Annotated in this window: 17 protein-coding genes; 5 read left to right on the top strand and 12 right to left on the bottom strand. The window is 71.3% G+C overall.

Going from position 1 to position 17,884, the window contains the following annotated elements:
• Positions 1-38 precede the first annotated feature (38 nt).
• From CLM62_RS44650 to CLM62_RS44635, 4 genes are all read right to left on the bottom strand, one after another.
• The gene (locus CLM62_RS44650) at positions 39-500 is read right to left on the bottom strand and encodes an SH3 domain-containing protein (protein ID WP_095755626.1); all 462 of its coding nucleotides are present in this window, start codon (positions 498-500) and stop codon (positions 39-41) included.
• 72 nt (positions 501-572) lie between these two features.
• The gene (locus tag CLM62_RS44645) at positions 573-1,850 is read right to left on the bottom strand and encodes an ATP-binding protein (RefSeq protein ID WP_095755625.1); all 1,278 of its coding nucleotides are present in this window, start codon (positions 1,848-1,850) and stop codon (positions 573-575) included.
• Positions 1,847-2,590, bottom strand: a complete 744-nt coding sequence (locus CLM62_RS44640; protein ID WP_095755624.1) for a hypothetical protein — start codon at positions 2,588-2,590, stop codon at positions 1,847-1,849. The genes CLM62_RS44645 and CLM62_RS44640 overlap by 4 nt, the downstream gene beginning before the upstream one ends.
• Before the next feature lie 181 nt (positions 2,591-2,771).
• Positions 2,772-3,278: a dual specificity protein phosphatase family protein gene (locus CLM62_RS44635; protein WP_179382486.1), complete on the bottom strand. Its 507-nt coding sequence runs from the start codon at positions 3,276-3,278 to the stop codon at positions 2,772-2,774.
• A gap of 123 nt (positions 3,279-3,401) precedes the next feature.
• Between CLM62_RS44635 and CLM62_RS44630 the strand changes: the two genes are divergently transcribed.
• Positions 3,402-4,205, top strand: coding sequence for a nuclease-related domain-containing protein (locus tag CLM62_RS44630; protein WP_095755623.1), 804 nt, complete (start codon positions 3,402-3,404; stop codon positions 4,203-4,205).
• A gap of 52 nt (positions 4,206-4,257) precedes the next feature.
• On the opposite strand, the gene ligD is transcribed toward CLM62_RS44630, so the two are convergent.
• Positions 4,258-5,139 carry a non-homologous end-joining DNA ligase gene (ligD, locus tag CLM62_RS44625; RefSeq protein WP_095755622.1) on the bottom strand — a complete coding sequence of 294 codons (882 nt, stop codon included), beginning with the start codon at positions 5,137-5,139 and terminating at the stop codon, positions 4,258-4,260.
• 73 nt (positions 5,140-5,212) lie between these two features.
• Between ligD and CLM62_RS44620 the strand changes: the two genes are divergently transcribed.
• Complete coding sequence (locus CLM62_RS44620) at positions 5,213-6,364, top strand: Ku protein (protein ID WP_257004458.1); 1,152 nt, start codon at positions 5,213-5,215, stop codon at positions 6,362-6,364.
• 60 nt (positions 6,365-6,424) lie between these two features.
• Here the strand turns inward: CLM62_RS44620 and CLM62_RS44615 are convergent, their stop codons facing one another.
• From CLM62_RS44615 to CLM62_RS44605, 3 genes are all read right to left on the bottom strand, one after another.
• Positions 6,425-6,925, bottom strand: coding sequence for a peptidylprolyl isomerase (locus CLM62_RS44615; protein WP_095755621.1), 501 nt, complete (start codon positions 6,923-6,925; stop codon positions 6,425-6,427).
• An 85-nt stretch (positions 6,926-7,010) separates the two neighbouring features.
• The gene (locus CLM62_RS52505; RefSeq protein WP_257004455.1) at positions 7,011-7,271 is read right to left on the bottom strand and encodes a hypothetical protein; all 261 of its coding nucleotides are present in this window, start codon (positions 7,269-7,271) and stop codon (positions 7,011-7,013) included.
• 94 nt (positions 7,272-7,365) lie between these two features.
• Positions 7,366-7,584, bottom strand: a complete 219-nt coding sequence (locus CLM62_RS44605) for a hypothetical protein (RefSeq protein WP_095755620.1) — start codon at positions 7,582-7,584, stop codon at positions 7,366-7,368.
• 319 nt (positions 7,585-7,903) lie between these two features.
• Here CLM62_RS44605 and CLM62_RS44600 point away from each other — a divergent pair, with 319 nt between their 5' ends.
• Positions 7,904-9,214 carry a phytase gene (locus CLM62_RS44600; RefSeq protein ID WP_095755619.1) on the top strand — a complete coding sequence of 437 codons (1,311 nt, stop codon included), beginning with the start codon at positions 7,904-7,906 and terminating at the stop codon, positions 9,212-9,214.
• 52 nt (positions 9,215-9,266) lie between these two features.
• On the opposite strand, the gene CLM62_RS44595 is transcribed toward CLM62_RS44600, so the two are convergent.
• The gene (locus CLM62_RS44595) at positions 9,267-9,641 is read right to left on the bottom strand and encodes a helix-turn-helix transcriptional regulator (protein ID WP_095755618.1); all 375 of its coding nucleotides are present in this window, start codon (positions 9,639-9,641) and stop codon (positions 9,267-9,269) included.
• A gap of 95 nt (positions 9,642-9,736) precedes the next feature.
• On the opposite strand from CLM62_RS44595, the gene CLM62_RS44590 reads away from it, so the two are divergent.
• Positions 9,737-11,110: an FAD-dependent oxidoreductase gene (locus CLM62_RS44590; protein ID WP_095755617.1), complete on the top strand. Its 1,374-nt coding sequence runs from the start codon at positions 9,737-9,739 to the stop codon at positions 11,108-11,110.
• Positions 11,111-11,129: 19 nt separating this feature from the next.
• On the opposite strand, the gene efeB is transcribed toward CLM62_RS44590, so the two are convergent.
• Together efeB and efeU are read right to left on the bottom strand one after the other, a co-directional pair.
• On the bottom strand, positions 11,130-12,452 hold the full coding sequence (gene efeB, locus CLM62_RS44585) for an iron uptake transporter deferrochelatase/peroxidase subunit (RefSeq protein ID WP_095755616.1): 1,323 nt from the start codon (positions 12,450-12,452) through the stop codon (positions 11,130-11,132).
• 40 nt (positions 12,453-12,492) lie between these two features.
• Positions 12,493-14,601 (bottom strand): iron uptake transporter permease EfeU, encoded by a 2,109-nt coding sequence (gene efeU / locus CLM62_RS44580; protein WP_095755615.1) that lies wholly within the window; start codon positions 14,599-14,601, stop codon positions 12,493-12,495.
• A 314-nt stretch (positions 14,602-14,915) separates the two neighbouring features.
• On the opposite strand from efeU, the gene pepN reads away from it, so the two are divergent.
• A complete protein-coding gene (gene pepN / locus CLM62_RS44575; RefSeq protein WP_095755614.1) occupies positions 14,916-17,360 on the top strand; it encodes an aminopeptidase N in 2,445 nt (814 codons plus the stop codon).
• On the opposite strand, the gene CLM62_RS44570 is transcribed toward pepN, so the two are convergent.
• Complete coding sequence (locus tag CLM62_RS44570) at positions 17,347-17,850, bottom strand: ATP-binding protein (RefSeq protein ID WP_095755613.1); 504 nt, start codon at positions 17,848-17,850, stop codon at positions 17,347-17,349. The two genes, pepN and CLM62_RS44570, sit on opposite strands and share 14 nt — an antisense overlap.
• Positions 17,851-17,884 lie beyond the last annotated feature (34 nt).

Raw genomic sequence — 17,884 nt, 5'->3', positions numbered from 1 at the left:
ACCCAAATAGTGCGTATTTTCCGCCTTCGCCTTGGTCTTCAGCACCAACGAGGCGTGGGACCGATGTTGGCGATGTAGCGGGCCGAGCCCCAGGCCCAGGTGCCGTCCGTGAGGAGGTACCAGTGGCGGTTGCCCTGGATGGACTGGCCGGTGGTCTTGCAGAAGATGGTGACGATGTCGCCGCGCAGGGCGTACCGGATGATCCGGGAGCCGCGGTTCGGCGCGCTGCGCAGCGCCAGCGTGCTCGCGGTGACGCGGCCCTTGTAGAGGCGTGGATTGCGGTGGTCGCCCTGGTTGTCGGTGCCACCGCTCTGCTCGATGCCGCCGCTCTGGTCGGTGCCGCCGCTCTGGTCGGTGCCGCCGCTCTCACTCAAGTCTTTCTGGCTGCTGAGGACCGGGTCGTCCTCCCCCTCGACGCTCGCGACGGCGGGGGTGGCTGCGGTGGCGAAGGCAAGGGCGCCGGCGGCCACGGCTATGGCGAGGCGGGAGAGCAGGGACATGGGGGTACCTCCGTGCATGAGGCGAAACCTGACTAATCGCCACATTAGGGGTACTTTCGGGTAGGCCGCGCGTCACGCTGGGCCATCGGGGAACTCGCCCCCCGACGGAGGAGACTGAGGGAGCGTCAGGGTGGCCAGGGCTCCGCCGTCCGCCGCGTTGCGGAACGTCAGCCGCGCGCCCAGTACCTCCGCCTGCCCCAGCGCGATCGTCAGCCCGAGCCCATGCCCCCTCGCGCCGCCCTCCGTGCGGAACCGCTGCGGCCCGTGCTCCACGAGGTAGTCCGGATAGCCCTCCCCGTGGTCCCGCACGGTCACCACCGGCCCGTCCACCGTCAGCACCACCGGCGCCCGCCCGTGCCGGTGCGCGTTCGCCACCAGATTGCCGAGCACCCGCTCCAGCCGCCGCCGGTCCGTCTCCACCGCCACATCCCGTACGACGTCCACCTCGGTGTCGGTCCCCGACGCCCGCACCACCCGCTCGGCCAGCGCGCCCAGATGCTCGGTGTCCAGCTCCAGCCGCTCCCGCCCGGTGTCCAGCCGGGAGATCTCCAGCAGGTCCTCGGTCAGCGTGCGCAGCGCCGCCACCCGGTCCCGGACCAGCTCGGTCGGCCGGCTCGCCGGCAGCAGCTCGGCCGCCGCGTGCAGACCGGTCAGCGGGGTGCGCAGCTCGTGCGCCACGTCCGCGGTGAAGCGCTGCTCGGCGAGGAGCTTGCCCTGCAGCGACGCGGCCATCGAGTCCAGCGCGGCGGCGACCGCGGCCACCTCGTCCTGCGGGCGCGTCGGCTGCTTCGTACGGGGGTCGTCGACGCGTGCGTCCAGGTCGCCCGCGCTGATCCGCCGGGCCACCCGCGCGGTGGTGTGCAGCCGCCGGGTCACCCGGGTCACCGCGAACGCGCCCACGATCAGGGTCGCCCCGATCGCCAGCGCCGACGACCAGACGATGGCCCGGTCCAGGCCGTCGATGGTGCGTTCGCCCTGCGAGTAGTCGACCTCCACGGCCAGGGCACGGCCGCCGTCGACCGGGCCCGCCGCCCACATCGTGGGGCGCCCGTGGTGCTCGCCGACCATCGTGCCGCGCTCTCCGGCCGCCGCGAGTTCGCGCAGCGGTTCGGGCAGGCCCGGCGGGTCGACGCCGGCGCCCCACGTCAGCGTGTCCCCCGCCTCGAACGCCGCCGTCGCCTCCGTCAGCTTGGTCAGGGCGAGCTCGCGTGCCTGGCCGACCGTCTGGTTCGTCACCGAGACGTGCACGAGGACGCCGAGCAGCGCGGCCAGCGCGCAGCACATCACGGTGATGAAGACGGCGGCTTTCACGGCGAGCGTGCCGGACCACCGGGGGAGCGCGAGCCTCATCGGCCACTCGCGGAGGGGGACGGGGAGGGGGGCGGGGCGGAGGTCGGTGTGGGGGACGGTGTCTTCTTGCGCGGGCCGGTGCGCAGCATCTCGTCGTGCGTGAGGAGCATCGCTTTCTGCTGCCGGTCCCAGGTCCACTGGAGCCGGTACTCGTACCCGGCGACCTCCGACGGCGAGCGGATGATCACCGACCGCCCGGCCAGCTCGACCCCGCTCATGGCGTCCTCCCAGGCCATGACCTGCGTGAGCCGGTGCTTGTCGACGGTGTAGACGCGTACGGCCGTCAGCTTGCCGGGCAGCTGCCGGAAGCCCAGCGTCAGGTCGTCGCGCCCGTCTCCGGTCAGGTCGCGGTAGTACGGCTGGAGGACCGGGCACCTGCCCTTCCCCGCGCCCTCGCCGCACTCGGCCATCCGGCTGCCGGTCTCGTGGTACGGCGAATCGGAGCCGTAGTCGCCCGGGCTCGCGGTGACCTCCTTGCGCACGATCGCGACCGGGTCCACCTCGCGGATGTCGTCGCCGGGTACGGCGATCCCCTTGATGACCTCGGTGTTCACCTCGCCGATCTCGAAGGCCGGACTCGACACCGGCGGCAGGCCCGGCCACAGCTTGTCCGGGCTGATCGCGGTCGGCGTCGGCCCCGCGCCGCGCAGCCCGCCCGTGTCACCGCAGGCCGTCAGGGCCGCCAGGGTCGCCAGCAGCAGGGCGACGGTGGAGGCGGTCCGGACGGGTCTGGGGGGCACGGTGCTCCTGCGGTTCGGGGCGGGGCTGGGCGGCTCGGGGCGGGGCGGGGTGGGGCGGGGTGGGGCGGGGCGACTCGGGACGGGGTGGTCGGCGGCCCGTACACCTTATTCCGCACGAAGTCCTTTTTGCGGACCGGCGGAGGACTGAGCGGCTCCGGGGCCTGTCAGGGGCAGAAACGATTTACTCGGCAAGCTCCTCCAGCAGCCGAGCCGTCGGCAGTCCGGCCCGCAGGTATTCGACGAAGAGCTCGTTGTGCAGGGCCCAGGGCGAGCGCCGGTCCCGGACCAGCCGGATCGCCTCGTCCGCGGAGCTGCCCTGCTGGATCAGGGCGTGCGCGACGACCAGGCCCGAGCGGTTGTAGCCGTGGTAACAGCGGACGAGGACCCTGCGGCCCCCGTCCAGCGCCTCGCACGCGGCCCGCGCCAGCCGGATCACCCCCGCGAGCTGCGTACCGTCCAGCGGCCCGTCGGGAATCGGCCACACATGGTGCTCCACGTCGGCGTCCGGCCCATGCCCCGGCAGCCTCAGCAGGGTCTGCACGACGTCGAACTCGTCGCGCACGACGGCGAACTCCACCGCCCCGGTCCGCCCCCGGAACTCGTGCCCGCCCATCCACAGCCCGGGCACGATCTCGTTCCACGGGCTGTCCGGAGCGGGTACGTCGGCTTGCTTCCTGCGCGTCCGCAACGGCGCCTCCCCAAGGCCCTGCCAACTCATCCATAGGTACCCGGCGGGAGTCGGCCTCAAAGGTGACCCGGCTCCTTGCCCCGGGAGCGTCCCGCCTGTTCCCATGGTCTGGGGTGATGCTGCATGAGCGGACTGCGCGTGGTACCGACTTGGCGGCACGGTCAGGAACGGCTGTACGTCTGCCTCACGGACGGCAGGAACATCGCCTGGTACGACCGTGAGGCGGCCCGGGTCAACCTGCTGAGCGAGGACCTCAAGGACGACGTACTCCACGCACTCGGACCCTTCCTGACCGGCCCGGTGGCGGTCGGGCCGCCCCCGGTGCCGAACCCGGCGGAGCTGGCCCGGCTCTCCCTCCACCCGGACGACGACCTGGCGCCCAACCGCCCCGGCGAGGCGCTCCTGATCGCCCTGGACCGTGATCCGGGCCCCACGCACCGGCTCCGCCCCGACCCGCGCCGCCGGGCGCTGGCGGCCGAGCAGGCGGTCGGAGAGGCCCTGGACGGGCTGGACCGCGCGGGCTGGCACGCCCTGCACTCGATACCGCTCCCCGGCGGCGACCGCATCCACCACCTGGTGATCGGCCCGGGCGGCCTCTTCGCCGTCCACACCCTGTACGCGCGCAAGCAGCGGGTCACGGTCGCCGACCCCATGGTCACGCCGGGCCGCCGCGAACCGCGCCCGCTGCTGCGCCGCGTCCGCGCCGACGCCGACCGTGCCTCCTACGCCCTGACGGCCGAGGTCCACCCGGTCCTGGCCCTCGTCGGCCCCAGCGCCGTGTCGCTCACCGCCCCGCCGCGCGAGGTCCGGATCATCACGGACACGGAGGTCGAGGACCTGGCCCGGCTGGGCGGCGTGCTGAAACCGGCGGACGTGGAGGCACTGCACGCGATGGCGCGGGACCGGCATACGTGGGCGCGGGTGTGACCTTCAGCAGCCGGGTGTGACCTTCAGCAGCGGTGAGCTGCCTGCGGGGTGTTCAGGGCAGCCGCCCCGCGCGTTCCGGATCGAGCAGCGGGGCCAGCAGATCGCCGTGGTCCTGTAGGCGGGGTGCGATGTCCGGTGCCTGGAACGTCAGCTGCGCGGGCGCCCCGCAGTCCTCGACCTCGACCCACGTCACCGGCGCGGACACCAGCGGCTGCGCCCGGGCCCGCAGCGTGTAGGGCGTGGCCGTCGTCTTGCGGGCGGCGTTCTGGCTCCAGTCGACGAACACCTTTCCGGGCCTGAGGCTCCGCGTCATCCGGTGCAGGACCAGCCGGGGCATCGCCTTCTCCGCCTCCACGGCGAGTTCCTTGGCGTATTCCGACACCTGATCGGACGAAGCCCCCCGTACGGCTGCCAGCAGGTGCAGCCCCTTCGACCCGGCGGTCTTGACGTACGCCTCGATCCCGTCCGCCGCGAGCCGCTCCCGCAGCCAGAGCGCGACCTCGCAGCAGTGGACGATCGTCGCCGGCGGCCCGGGGTCGAGGTCGAAGACCAGCCGGTCGGCCTCGCCGGGCGCGTCGACCAGCCACTGGTGGGTGTGGAACTCGGTGACCAGGTTCGCCGCCCAGATCAGGCTCGCCAGATCCTGCACCAGCACCATCCGGGCCGGCCCCTCCGACCGGGGCACCTCGGCGGTGGTGACCCAGTCGGGCGTACCGGGCGGGACGTTCTTGGTGAAGAACACCTGGCCGTCGGGCCCGTCCGGATAGCGCAGGAAGGACACCGGCCGGTCACGCAGATGGGGCAGCAGGACCTCGGCGGTGGTCGCGTAGTAGTGCAGCACCTCGGCCTTGGTGAACCCGGTCGCGGGATACAGCACCTTCTTCAGATTGCTGAGCGCGAGCCTTCGCCCCTCCACCTCTGTGATCGGCGTCATACGATGAGAATCCCAGATATTTGGCCGGAAACTGTAGTAACTCGTGGTGATCCATCACAAAGCGATCGAAAGGGTGCTGCACGTGCGATCCATATGGAACGGCGCCATCTCGTTCGGCCTGGTCAGCATCCCGATCAAGCTGGTGAACGCCACGGAGAGCCACTCGATCTCCTTCCGCCAGATCCATACGGAGGACGGCGGCCGTATCCGCTACCGCAAGGTCTGCGAGCTGGACGACCAGGAGGTCTCCCAGGCGGAGATCGGCAAGGGATACGAGGACGCCGACGGCACGATCATCCCGATCACGGACGAGGACCTGGCCCACCTGCCGCTCCCGACGGCCAAGACGATCGAGATCGTGGCCTTCGTGCCGGCCGACCGGATCGACCCGCTCCAGATGGACGCCGCGTACTACCTCGAGGCGGGCGGCGCCGCTGCCGCCAAGCCGTACACACTCCTGCGCGAGGCCCTCAAGCGCAGCCAGAAGGTCGCCATCGCCAAGTTCGCGCTCCGGGGCAAGGAGCGCCTGGGCATGCTGCGGGTGGTGGGCGACGCCATCGCCCTGCACGGACTGCTCTGGCCGGACGAGGTCCGCGACCCCTCGGGCGTCGCCCCCGACACCGACGTCACGGTCAACGACAAGGAGCTCGACCTCGCGGACACCCTCATGGAGACCCTCGGCGAGATCGACCTCGACGAACTGCACGACGAGTACCGCGAGGCCGTGGAGGAGGTCGTCGCCGCGAAGGCGGCCGGGGAGGCCCTGCCGGAGACGCCCGAGCCGGCGCGCGCGGGCAAGGTCCTCGACCTGATGGCCGCGCTGGAGAAGAGCGTGCGGGAGGCGAAGGAGTCGCGCGGGGAGGAGCCGGCCGAGGAACCCGCGGAGGTCAGACGCCTTCCGGCGGGCAAGCCGTCGCGGGCGACACCGAAGCAGGCGGGCGGCAAGAAGTCGACGGCGAAGAAGACGGCCGCCAAGAAGACGACTGCCTCCGCGAAGAAGTCGACGGCGAAGTCGGCGCAGGGGGAGAAGAAGACCGCTTCATCGAAGACTGCCGAATCCAAGACTGCCGCATCGAAGACCACGGCGAAGAAGAGCACCGCCAAGAGCACGGCCGCGAAGAAGTCGACGGCGAAGCAGTCAGCGGCGAAGCAGTCCACGGCGAAGCAGTCCACGGCCAGGAAATCAACGGCGAAGAAGACCGCAGCCGGCAATCGGACCGCGTGACCTGCGCACCGCGCGAACGACGACTCCGCGGCCGCAGGTCCCGTCAGCCCTGTCGGTCCGTCAGCCGAGGACCTTCGCGCCCTCGATGATGACGGGCTGGGTGGGAACGTCCTGGTGGCCGCGGCTGCTGCCCGTCCGCACCTGTGTGATCCGGTCGACGACGTCCTGCCCCTCGGTGACCCGGCCGAAGACGGTGTAGCCCCAGCCGTTGGGGCTCTTGGCCGTGAAGTTGAGGAAGTCGTTGTCCGAGACGTTGACGAAGAACTGCGCGGTCGCGGAGTGCGGGTCGCTGGTCCGCGCCATCGCCACCGTGTAGGCGTTGTTCTTCAGGCCGTTGTCGGCCTCGTTCTGCACCGGCGCCATGGTGGGCTTCTGCACCATGTCGGGGGTGAAACCGCCGCCCTGGACCATGAAGCCAGGGATCACCCGGTGGAAGATCGTGCCGTCGTAGTGCCCGTTGCGGACGTACGTCAGGAAGTTCTCGACGGTCTTGGGGGCCTCGGCGTCGTTGAGCTCGAGAACGATGCGGCCGAAGTTCGTGGTCAGCTCGACCCTGGACATGGAAATCGTCCCTTTCTGGCGGGGCTTGGCCGGAGCATCTTGTCACACGGCCCCTTTCCCGTCGGTCGGGCAGGCCGACGCGCCGTCAGGCGGCCTCCTCAAGAGCGTGCTGCGGGCCCTCCGGCCGATGGGGCGGACACGCTCCCGCCCGCCACCGTCCCGAAAGCAGCACCAGCGCGAGACCCGCCGCCATCCCCAGCGCGGGCAGCACGGGGAACCGCAGCCCCCACCACGCCACGGACCCGAAGCGCGGCTCGGGCGCGAGTCCGGTCAGATAGAACGCGGCGGCGACGACAAGCACAGGCACCATGTGCCACAGCACCATGTGCCACAGGTACAGGGGCATGCTGGCCCCGCCCACAGGCCGCACCACCCGCCACACCCGCTCCCGTACGCGATTCGGGCGTGGGGCGGCTGTGAGGTGCTCCGGCCGCTCGGGGCTATGTGCTGCCGTTCCAGTCGTACGGCCCCCCGCCGCGCCACTCGATCAGCTCGGGGTCGTCGATGGCCATGTCCTCGGCGGGCAGGCCCGCGCGGTGCAGGTACTCCATCACGTCGAACAGGCTGTACGCGGTGCCCGCGCGCTCGCCGTGGATCGTCACCTCCCGCCCACCGTCCGGTGAGGGCGGGAGCACGATCACGGGCGGGTGCTCATCCATGCCACCACCATGCGCCGCAAAGCGGCGGCGTGCAGCTTGACTGCGCGATCCGGACGACACTCGGTACTCCGTAGGGCACTCGGACCTCCGTCCGACACTCCGTACTCCGTCCGACACTGACGCACTGTCGTACGCCCTCTCCCGCTGTCGTACCTTCCCACGCCCCCCGCTGTCGTACCTCCCGTCGGACTGTCGTACGCCCCCTCGCACTGTCGTACCTCCCGTGGCGGCATGTACAGATCACGTCCTCCTGTAGGCAACCTTTCCCGCGCACCATCTGCGTGCCGCCCCCCGCGTCCTCGAACGTAAGGAAGCACCTGTGAGAACGTCCCGCACCGCGCGCAGAGCCGCAGTACTCGCCTCGGGCACCGCGCTGGCCACCCTCCTCGCAGCGTCCCCGGCCGGGGCGGCCGACCTGCCGACGGTGACCGCCACCAGCGAGACCGCCGCCCTCTACGACGACGAGGCCGGCGGCAACTCCGACGCCGACGACCCGGCGATCTGGCGCAACCCCGCCGACCCGGCCGGCAGCCTCGTCGTAGCCACCGCCAAGGAGGGCGGCCTGCGCGTCTACGACCTGGACGCCCGCCTCGTGCAGTCGCTGGCCGCCCCGAAGCCACCGGCCGAGGACGACGCCCCGGGCCGTTTCAACAACGTCGACCTGGTCTCCGGCCAGCGCACCTCGACCGGCCTCGCCGACGTGGCCGTGGTGAGCGACCGCGGCAACGACCGCCTGCGGATCTACCGCATCGACCCCTCCCGCCCCGGCGGCCCGCTGACCGACATCACGGACCCGGCCGCCGCCCCCGTCTTCTCCGCCGACCAGACGGAGATCAACGACCAGCACACGGCGTACGGCGTGGCCACCTGGAAGGACAAGTCCACGGGCCGCACCTACGCGCTGGCGAGCCAGCGCGAGCGCACCCGCCTCGCCCTGCTCGAACTCGTCCCCACCGCGAACGGCACGGTCGGCTACCGCAAGGTCCGCACCCTCGACCTTCCCTCCTCCTTCCGCCTGCCGAACGGCACCTCCTGGACCCCCTGCCTGGAGCCCGGCGAGCTCCCGCAGATCGAGGGCATGGTCGTCGACCCGGCCACCGGCACGCTCTACGCCGGCCAGGAGGACATCGGCATCTGGCGGCTGCGCGCCGACCTCACCACCAAGCCGGTGCTCATCGACAAGACCAAGGAGTACGGCGTCCCGGGTACGTACGACGAGGCGACCGAGGAGTGCACGCCGGGCGCCGACCCCGGCTACGGCGGCACGCGGCTGTCGGCCGACGTCGAGGGCCTGACGATCTATCAGGAGCAGGACGGCGACGGCTACTTGATGGCCTCCAGTCAGGGCGACAACACCTTCGCGCTGTACGACCGTGAGGTGAGCGAGAGTAACGAGTACGAGGGCGGCTTCCGGATCGGCGCCGCGACGACCACGCTCGACGGCGTGGAGGAGTGCGACGGAGCCGCCGTGGTGAACGCCTCGTTCGGCGCCCGCTTCCCGCGCGGCCTGCTCGTCGTCCAGGACGGCCACGAGACCCCCGAGGTGCCGGACGGAGAGGGCGGCACGCGCACGGCGACCGGCTTCAAGTTCGTCGACCTCGGTGCGGTGGTGGACGCCACCGACATGTGACAGCCCTGAACGGGCCTTTCATGTGACAGCCCTGTATGGGGCTTTGGGGTCCTCAGCCGCGGATGCCGCTGAGGACCCCGCCGAGCGCGGCCACCACGGACGGCTCGACCTTGTAGTACACCCAGGTGCCCCGCCGCTCGGAGGTCAGTAGCCCGGCCTCCTTGAGCTTCTTCAGATGGTGGGAGACCGTCGGCTGGGACACGCCGACGTCGGAGATGTCGCACACGCACGCCTCACCGCCCGCGTGCGAGGCGACCAGCGAGAACAGCCGCAGCCGCACGGGGTCGCCGAGCGCCTTGAACATCCGCGCGGTCCGCTCCGCCTCTTCGATCGTGAGGGGACGCTCGGTGAGGGGCGGGCAGCAGGGGGCCGCCGCCGGGGCGTCGACGACCGGAAGCTCCACCTCCACCACATGCGAATTCGACATGTGTCGATATTGACATCCGTCGATGCGCGAGGCAAGGTCGGTCTTGTATCGATGGACATCGATGCAGGACGCCGATGCGTGGAGGACAGTGCCCGATGAGTGACAGCACCCCCATCCCGACCGTGATCATCGGAGCCGGCCCCGTCGGCCTGGCCGCAGCGGCCCACCTGGTTGAACGCGGCCTCGACCCCCTGGTCCTCGAAGCGGGCCCGACCGCCGGCACGGCCGTACGCGACTGGTCGCACGTCCGCCTGTTCTCGCCCTGGTCCGAGGTCACCGACCCTGCCGCCGAGAAGCTGCTCGCCCCGACCGGCTGGGTACGCCCCGACGGCACGACGTACCCCACCGGCGGCGACTGGGCGGAGCACTACCTCCAGCCGCTCGCCGACGTCCTGGGCGACAAGGTCCGCTACGGCACGACCGTGACCGGCGTCGCGCGTGCGGGCCGCGACCGGATCGTCGACTCCGGCCGCGAGGAGCAGCCGTTCACGGTGCACATTCGGACGACGGAGGGCCGTGAAGAGCGGATCACCGCCCGCGCGGTCATCGACGCGTCCGGCACCTGGTCCGGCCCGGCCCCGCTGGGCGCCAACGGCCTGCCCGCCCTGGGCGAGAAGGCCTGCGCCGACCGCATCTCCTACCGCGTCCCCGACCTCAAGGACCCCGCCGTACGCGCCCGTTACGCCGGCAAGCGCACCGCGGTCGTCGGCTCCGGCGCCTCCGCCTTCACGGCCCTCGCGTACCTGGCCGACCTGGCGAAGGAGGAGGCCGGCACGCACGCGGTGTGGATCCTGCGCCGGGGCCTGGGCGCCGACACGTACGGCGGCGGCGAGGCCGACCAGCTCCCGGCTCGTGGCGCTCTGGGCCTGCGCGCCAAGGCGGCCGTGGAAGACGGGCACGCTTCCGCCGTGACCGGATTCCGTACACAGGCTGTGGAGCAGGAAGGGGACCGGCTTGTCCTCGTCGCCGAGGACGGCCGCCACCTGGACCCGGTCGACGAGGTCATCGTCCTGACCGGCTTCCGCCCCGACCTGTCCTTCCTCTCCGAGATCCGCCTCGGCCTGGACGAGCGCCTCCAGGCCCCGACCGCGCTCGCCCCGCTCATCGACCCCAACGTCCACTCCTGCGGCACGGTCTACCCGCACGGCGTGAAGGAGCTCTCCCACCCGGAGCAGGGCATCTACCTCGTCGGCATGAAGTCCTACGGCCGCGCACCCACGTTCCTCGCCATGACCGGCTACGAGCAGGTCCGCTCCATCACGGCGGCACTCGCCGGCGACCAGGAGGCGGCCGAACGCGTGGAGCTGACCCTCCCGGAGACCGGAGTCTGCGGCGGCGCCGGCCTGTTCGACGAGCCGGAGAACTCGGAGAACGCCGAGCGGTCCGGCGGAGGCTGCTGCGCCCCCGCCACCGTCCAGACCCTCCAGATCGGCGGCCCGGCCACCACCGCGTCCGGAGGCGGCTGCTGAGGCGGGCCGGCGTCGGTGGTCAGCCCAGTCCCAGCAGCGAGCGGCCGAACCAGTCGGAGCGGTCGCGCACGCCGGGCAGAGCGAAGAAGTAGCCGCCCCCGGTGGGGGTGATGTAGTCGACCAGGGGCTCGTCGATGAGGCGTTCCTGCGTGGCCTCGAACTGCCGCTTGACGTCCTGCTGGTAGCAGCAGAACACCAGCCCCATGTCGAGGTCGCCGACCTTGTCGACGCCCCGGTCGTAGTTGTAGCCGCGCCGCAAGATGCGCGAGGAATCCGTCCTGGCGGTACGCGGGTTGGCGAGACGGATATGAGCGTCGAGCGGGATCGCCTCGCCGTGCGGGTCCTTGGCGTAATGGGGCGTGTCGGTCTCCCGGGCACCGTCGAGCGGGGCGCCGGTGTCACGGCGCCGGCCGATCATCTGCTCCTGCTCGGTGAGCGAGACCCGGTCCCAGAACTCCACCCGCATCCGGATGATCCGGATCACCTGGTAGCTCCCACCGACCGCCCAGGACGGCTCGCCGTCGGCCCCGGTCACCCACACCAGCCTGTTCATCTCGCGCGCGGAGGAGGTGTCGGGATGGGCGATGCCGTCCTTGAAGCCGAGGAGGTTGCGCTGCGCGCCGGACGGCCGGGAGGGGTTCTGGAAACCGTCGATACGCCACTTGACCTGCATGGCACCCCGGGTGTGCCGGGCGATGTCGCGTAGCGCGTGCAGCACGGTGTCGGAGTGGCCCGCGCAGATCTGGAGGGACAGGTCGCCGTGGCACTCGGCGGCGTCGAGATCGTCGTTGGGGAAGGTGCGCATGGGGGTGAGGTTCCGGGGTTTGGCGGCGGCGAGGCCGTAGCGGTCGCCGTGGCCGTCGCCGTCGCCGTCGTGGCGGTCGTCGAAGAGGGAGGCCCCCAGGCCGACGGTGACGGTCAGACCGTCGGCGGGTATGTCGGGCCCGAGGATGCCGCTGTCGGAGGGAGGGGCGCCGACGCCCAGGTCCTCGGGGGCACCGCCGGTGGTCAGGAAGCGGGCCCGGGTGGTGAGGGTGCGCAGCAGATCGGCCAGCTCGCCACGGTTCTCGGCGATGACGTCGAAGGAGACGAAGGCGGCGGCGTTCTGCTGCGGGGTGGTGATGCCGGCCTGGTGGACGCCGTGAAAGGGCACCGGGCTGCCTGCGGCCGTGTCGCCTTCCGCGGCGGCGGCGGTCCCCCTGCCGGTGAGCTCGCCCCCGGCGAACCCGGCCGCCCCGGCAACGCCGACACCGAGGGCGGTCTTGACGAACGTACGACGGCCGCGGCCGGTGGGGCAGGCGCCCTCGGGCCCCGGGGTGGGGCCGGGCTGCTGGGACGTCATCGGTGGTGGGGTCCTCTCTTATATGGGGCGTGGTCGGGGCTCAGGCGGCCTTGCGGATCTCCAACAGATCGGGAATCGGGGCGAGTTCCTCCAGCAGCTGCCCCATGGCCCCGTCGAGCCGCTCGCGGGTCGCGGCGGAAAGGCTGCCGACGGGGGACCAGCCGCCGTCCTTGCGGCGGGCGGAGAGCACAACCCGCTCCGTACGCCGCATCCAACTGTCCACGGCCGTAAGCACCTTCGGATCCCGACGCTCGATCAGCGGCCGCAACAGCCCGAGCAGAACCCGGGTGCCTTTGATGTTGGCCTCGGCGGTGGCCAGGTTGGTGCCGCTGCCGTAGTCGGTGGCGTCGGTCAGCTCCTGCTGGAGGGTGCCCTCCAGAATTTCGTGGGTACGCAGCGGCAGATCGCCCGGATCGAAGTCCTGGTGCGGAAAGTCCCGCCGCAGCCCGGCGACGTCGAAGCTGAGCCGCCGGGCAGGCGCTCGCAGGGACAAGGCCGACCCACCATGCCACAACCCATACTCGACCCGATGGAATCCGGTGAACCCGGCGTCCTCCACTCCGCCGGGCAGCCCGGCCGTAGTCCCGTTGATCTTCGCGTCGAAGTCCCCGAACGTGCCATAGGCGGCCCCGAGCGAGGCGTACTCCTCATGCGCGGTCAGCCAGTCCTCACGGGCGCGGCCGAGGCGCCCGGCGTCGATGTCGTGCTGCAGGGTCCGGACCTGGGCCAGCAGGCGGGTCAACCCTTTCTGGACGTAGGCACGGTATGAGGCGAGGGGTGCGGCGAGATCCTTCTCGCTCACCGGCAGTACGGCCGTCTCCGCACCGCCACCCGTAACCCGTACGGCGGCGGAGGTGACGGCCTTGCCACTGGCCGGCACGCAACGCCAGGCGTAACTCCCGCTGCCGATCGTGGCGGTCAGGGCACGGGTCGTACCGGGCGCGACGCCCTCGACCTCGCCGTAGACGGCAGCCGTGGCCGGATCGATCAGGTACGCCTCGACGGTGCTCCGCCCGGTGTTGCGCACCTGGAAGGACCGGCGTCCGGGCGCCGGGGCGGCGAATCCCTTGCCGCAGTCGGCCGGGGAGACGGTGACGGTGGTGGCAGGGGGCTTGTCGCCGCTGACGGCCACGAGGATGCCGGCGAGGAGGACGGGGACGGCAAGGGCGGCCGTGGGGACTACCCAGCGGGGGAGGCGTCGCGGGGCGGGTGGTTCGGGTACGGGTCCGGGTGCGGGCGCGGGGGTGGACGGAGCCGGGACGCCCGCAGCAGGCACGCGTGCGGCACGGACCCCGCGCACCCCTGGCACTCCCCGCACTTCCCGCACTCCTCGCACTCCCCGTACGAACAGCGCCAAGACCACGGCGAGATAGGAGCCGTAGGCCGTGACCTGCAGCCAGGTCATCTGCGGGGTCAGGTTGAGCGTGCCGCTGACCAACGTGGCGTACCAGGACCCGGAATCGACACTCCCCGACCAATCGAAGGCGTACGCACCCGCCCCCGGCAGCAAGCCCCCCTCCTGCAGATCGCGCATCCCATAACCGAGCACCCCGGCCGCGATCACGACGAGTGCGACGCCGGTGACGGTGAAGAACCGGGTCAGATTCAGCCGAAGCACACGCCGATACAGCCCCCAGCAAACCCCACCGGCCAACACCAGCCCCGCCCCCGCACCAACGAGCGGCCCGGCGGACTCCCCGGCGGCCTGCCCCGTGGTCCAAAGAAACAGGGCGGTCTCCAACCCTTCACGCCCGACGGCGAGGAAGGAGATGACGACCAGCAAGCCCGCGCCCGTACCCGGCCCGGCCCCCAGGGCGTCAGTGACCTTCTCCTTGATCTCCCCGGAGAAACCCCGAGCCGACCGACGCATCCAGAACACCATGCCGGTCACAAAGGCGACGGCGACAACACTGAGCACACCACCGAACGCCTCCTGAGCCTGCCCGGAAAGCCCGGTGGAGGTAAAGGTCAGCACCGCCCCGAACCCCATGGACACACCAACGGCGGCCAGCACCCCGGTCCACACATGCGGCAGCCGCGCCCGCTGACCGGCCCGCACGAGAGTGGCCACCAGCACGGAAACGATCAGTCCGGCTTCCAACCCCTCACGCAGCCCGATCAGAAAACTCGGCAGCGCGTTGTCCCACACCAGAGAACTCCCCTCGGGCACGCCACGGACGCCCCCGACACGGCCACATTCCGGCCAAGGTGGGCTTAGCGTAGGCAAACCTAACCATCTGGCGTGGGTGGGGAGTTGAGACGGGAGTAAGAGTCCGGTAGGAGCCCGAGCAGCCGGGCTGTCCGCCCTGGGCCGGTCATAGCTGTCATGGGGTCATGGCGGGGTCATGGCGGGGTCATGGGGGGGCCATGGGTTCATGGGGGCCATAGGGGCCCGAAAAACGCCTGCGATCACCGGCGATCTCCGTCGTACGCTGACGTCCGCTGTCTGCCGAGGGAGGACACATGGAGATCCGAAGCCTGACCCGTACAGAAGCCGAGCGCCGGGCCGCGCTGTTGACGGTCGAGCGGTACGACGTGGACATCGACCTCACCGCACTGCCCGACGGACCGGACATCCGATGCGTCTCCACCGTGACCTTCACCTGCCGCGAGCCGGGCGCGGAGACCTTCGTGGACTGCGCGGCACAGGTACGGAGCGCCACGCTGAACGGCATCGCCCTCACCCCCACCGGTGACGGCCGTATCTCCCTCCCCGCCCTGGCCGAGCACAACGTGCTGCGGGTGGAGAGCGTCCAGGCAGACACGGCCACGGGCGAGGGCGTGCGCAAAGCGATCGACCCCGCGGACGGCGAGGTCTACGTGTGGATGAGCTTCGAACCGGACGAGGCCCGGTTCGTCTGGGCGTGCTTCGACCAGCCCGACCTCAAGGCCCCGCACGCCTTCACCGTCACGGCCCCGCCCGCATGGACGGTCACGAGCAACTCCGGCGAGGCACGCGTCGAGGAACTGGGCTCTGCTCGCCGCTGGACCTTCCCCGACACCCCACCCCTCTCGACGTACAACACCGTCGTCAACGCGGGCCCCTTCCACGAGATCCGCCGCGAGGCCGACGGCCATGACCTCGGCCTCTACGCCCGCCGCTCCCTCGCTCCGATCCTCGACCGCGACGCCGACGAGATCTTCACCCTCACCCGCCAGGGCCTCGCCTTCTTCGGCGAGGCCTTCGCGATGCCGTTCCCGCAGCGCAAGTACGACCAGGTGTTCGTGCCCGAGTTCGGCGGGGCGATGGAGAACTACGGCTGCGTGACCTGGTCCGACGCGTTCCTGCGGCGGGCCACGCCGACGCCCGCCGAGAGCGAGCTGCTCGCGAAGGTGCTGCTGCACGAGATGGCGCACATGTGGTTCGGCAACATCGTCACCATGCGCTGGTGGGACGACCTCTGGCTGAACGAGGCGTTCGCGGAGTTCGCCTGCCACTGGGCGGCCGAGCGCGCCACCCGGTACACCGACGCGTGGGCGGGCCACCTGGTGGGCGACAAGCTCACGGCGTACCTGTCCGACCAGGGCCCCGTCTCCCACCCCATCCACCAGCCCATCCACGACGTCGCCCAGGCCGCGTCGATCTTCGACAACATCACGTACCCGAAGGGCGCCTCCGTCCTCCAACAGCTCATGACGTACGTAGGCGAAGAGCGCTTCAGGGCCGGCATGACCGCCTACTTCGCCCGCCACGCATGGGGCAACACCACACTCCAGGACCTGATCGACGCCCTCTCCGAGGCCGGCGAACGCGACCTGGACGCCTGGCGCACGGCCTGGCTGGCGACGGCGGGCACCGACCGCTTCTCACTGGAGCGTGACGGCGAGACGGTCACGCTGGTGGCCGCCGGCACCCCGCGCCCGCAGGTGCTGGCGGTGGGCGCGTACGGCAGGAACGGCGAAGCACTGGAACGCAGGGCGCTGGTGCGGGTAGAGGTGACGCAGCCCCGCACTCCGGTCACCAGCCTCCCGCCCGCGGCGGACATCGACGCCCTGCTGATCAACGACGAAGACCTGACCTTCGCCACAACCCGCCCGGACCCCACGACCAGGGACGCCCTCTTCCATATGGCGGCACAACTGCCCACGGCCATCTCCCGAGGCGTGGCCGCCGCCACCGTATGGGACATGCTCACGACCGGCGAGGCCACGGCGGCGGAAGCCGGACGGTGCCTCACCGCGGTCCTGGCGGCCGAGACATCCGACGCCGTGATCGAGCCCTATCTGACCCTCGCCGCGAACATCGCCGAACTCTGGGCGCCGCCCGGCGAACGCGCCGACCTGACGGCGGCGGTGGCGGCAACCTGCCGCCGCCTCGCCACGAACCCCGGCCGCCGCCAGGTCGCACTGCGCGGTCTGGCCCGCACCGCGACGAACGCCGACGACCTGACCTGGCTCCGCGAACAGGCGGGCGACGACGTGGACTTGCACTGGCGCGCGCTGGTCCGCGAGGCGGAACTGGGCGGCGACGTCGCATCCGAAGCCGCATCGCTGCTCGAACGCGACCCGGACCCCGACGCCTGGACCCGCGCCCTCACCGTACGAGCCGCCCTGCCCGACCCCGCCACGAAGGCAGAGGTCTGGCAGAAGCTGGCCGTGGACCGCGCGGTCCCCGTCAGCTCGGTAGCCCAAGTGGCAGCGGCCTTCTGGCGCCCCGCCCAGGACGCCCTACTGACCCCCTACGCCCAGCGCTACCTGGACTCGATCCCTCACCTGCACGAAGGCGGGATGATCCCAGCGATGGTGTACACGGGCCGCCTCTTCCCACCGCACGCCATCGACCCCACGTACATCGAAAAGGCCCAACAGATGTCCCAGGACGCCGCCCCCGTGGTCCGCACCACCCTCCTGGAACGCTCGGACCAGGTCAGCCGAATGCTGCGCGCCCGCTTGATCACTTCGCCCTGACGTTCCTGACGTTGGCCCGATCGCCGGGGCGAACGGCATAGGCAAGAGGGATCTCAGCCCAGACCGTCTTCCCGGCCGGCGGCCACGCCTCGCTACCCCACCGCGTAGCGAGCGAGCCGACGATCAGCAGCCCGCGCCCCGCTTCTTCCTCGGTGGGCGGGGTGGTACGAGGCAGGGGGCGCCGATCACCTCGCAAATCCGTCACTTCGATACGGAGCGTGTCCAGGCCCTCGACGACAAGGGAGAGCCGGAATCCTCGGCCCGCCACCCGCCCATGGGTGACCGCGTTGGTGGCCAGTTCGGCCACGACCATGGCCGCGGACTCACTGACCGAGCAGGTCTCGGGCCAGCCCCACTGGGCGAGCTGCTGCACGGCCAGCAGCCGGGCGAGGCGGGCGCCGCGCGGGGTGGCACTGAGGAGTTGGGTGAAGCGGCGGGTGGACTGCGGAGCGGCAGGAGCGGATTGCGGGGTGGAGATTTCTGACTTCATGTCACCGAGCGTGGTCGGCTCGCTCTACCCTGAC

The organism is Streptomyces sp. SA15 (assembly GCF_002291145.1).
Lineage (GTDB): Bacteria > Actinomycetota > Actinomycetes > Streptomycetales > Streptomycetaceae > Streptomyces.
Note: the sequence above shows the minus strand (reverse complement) of the source record. Positions and strands in the feature narration are given on the sequence as shown.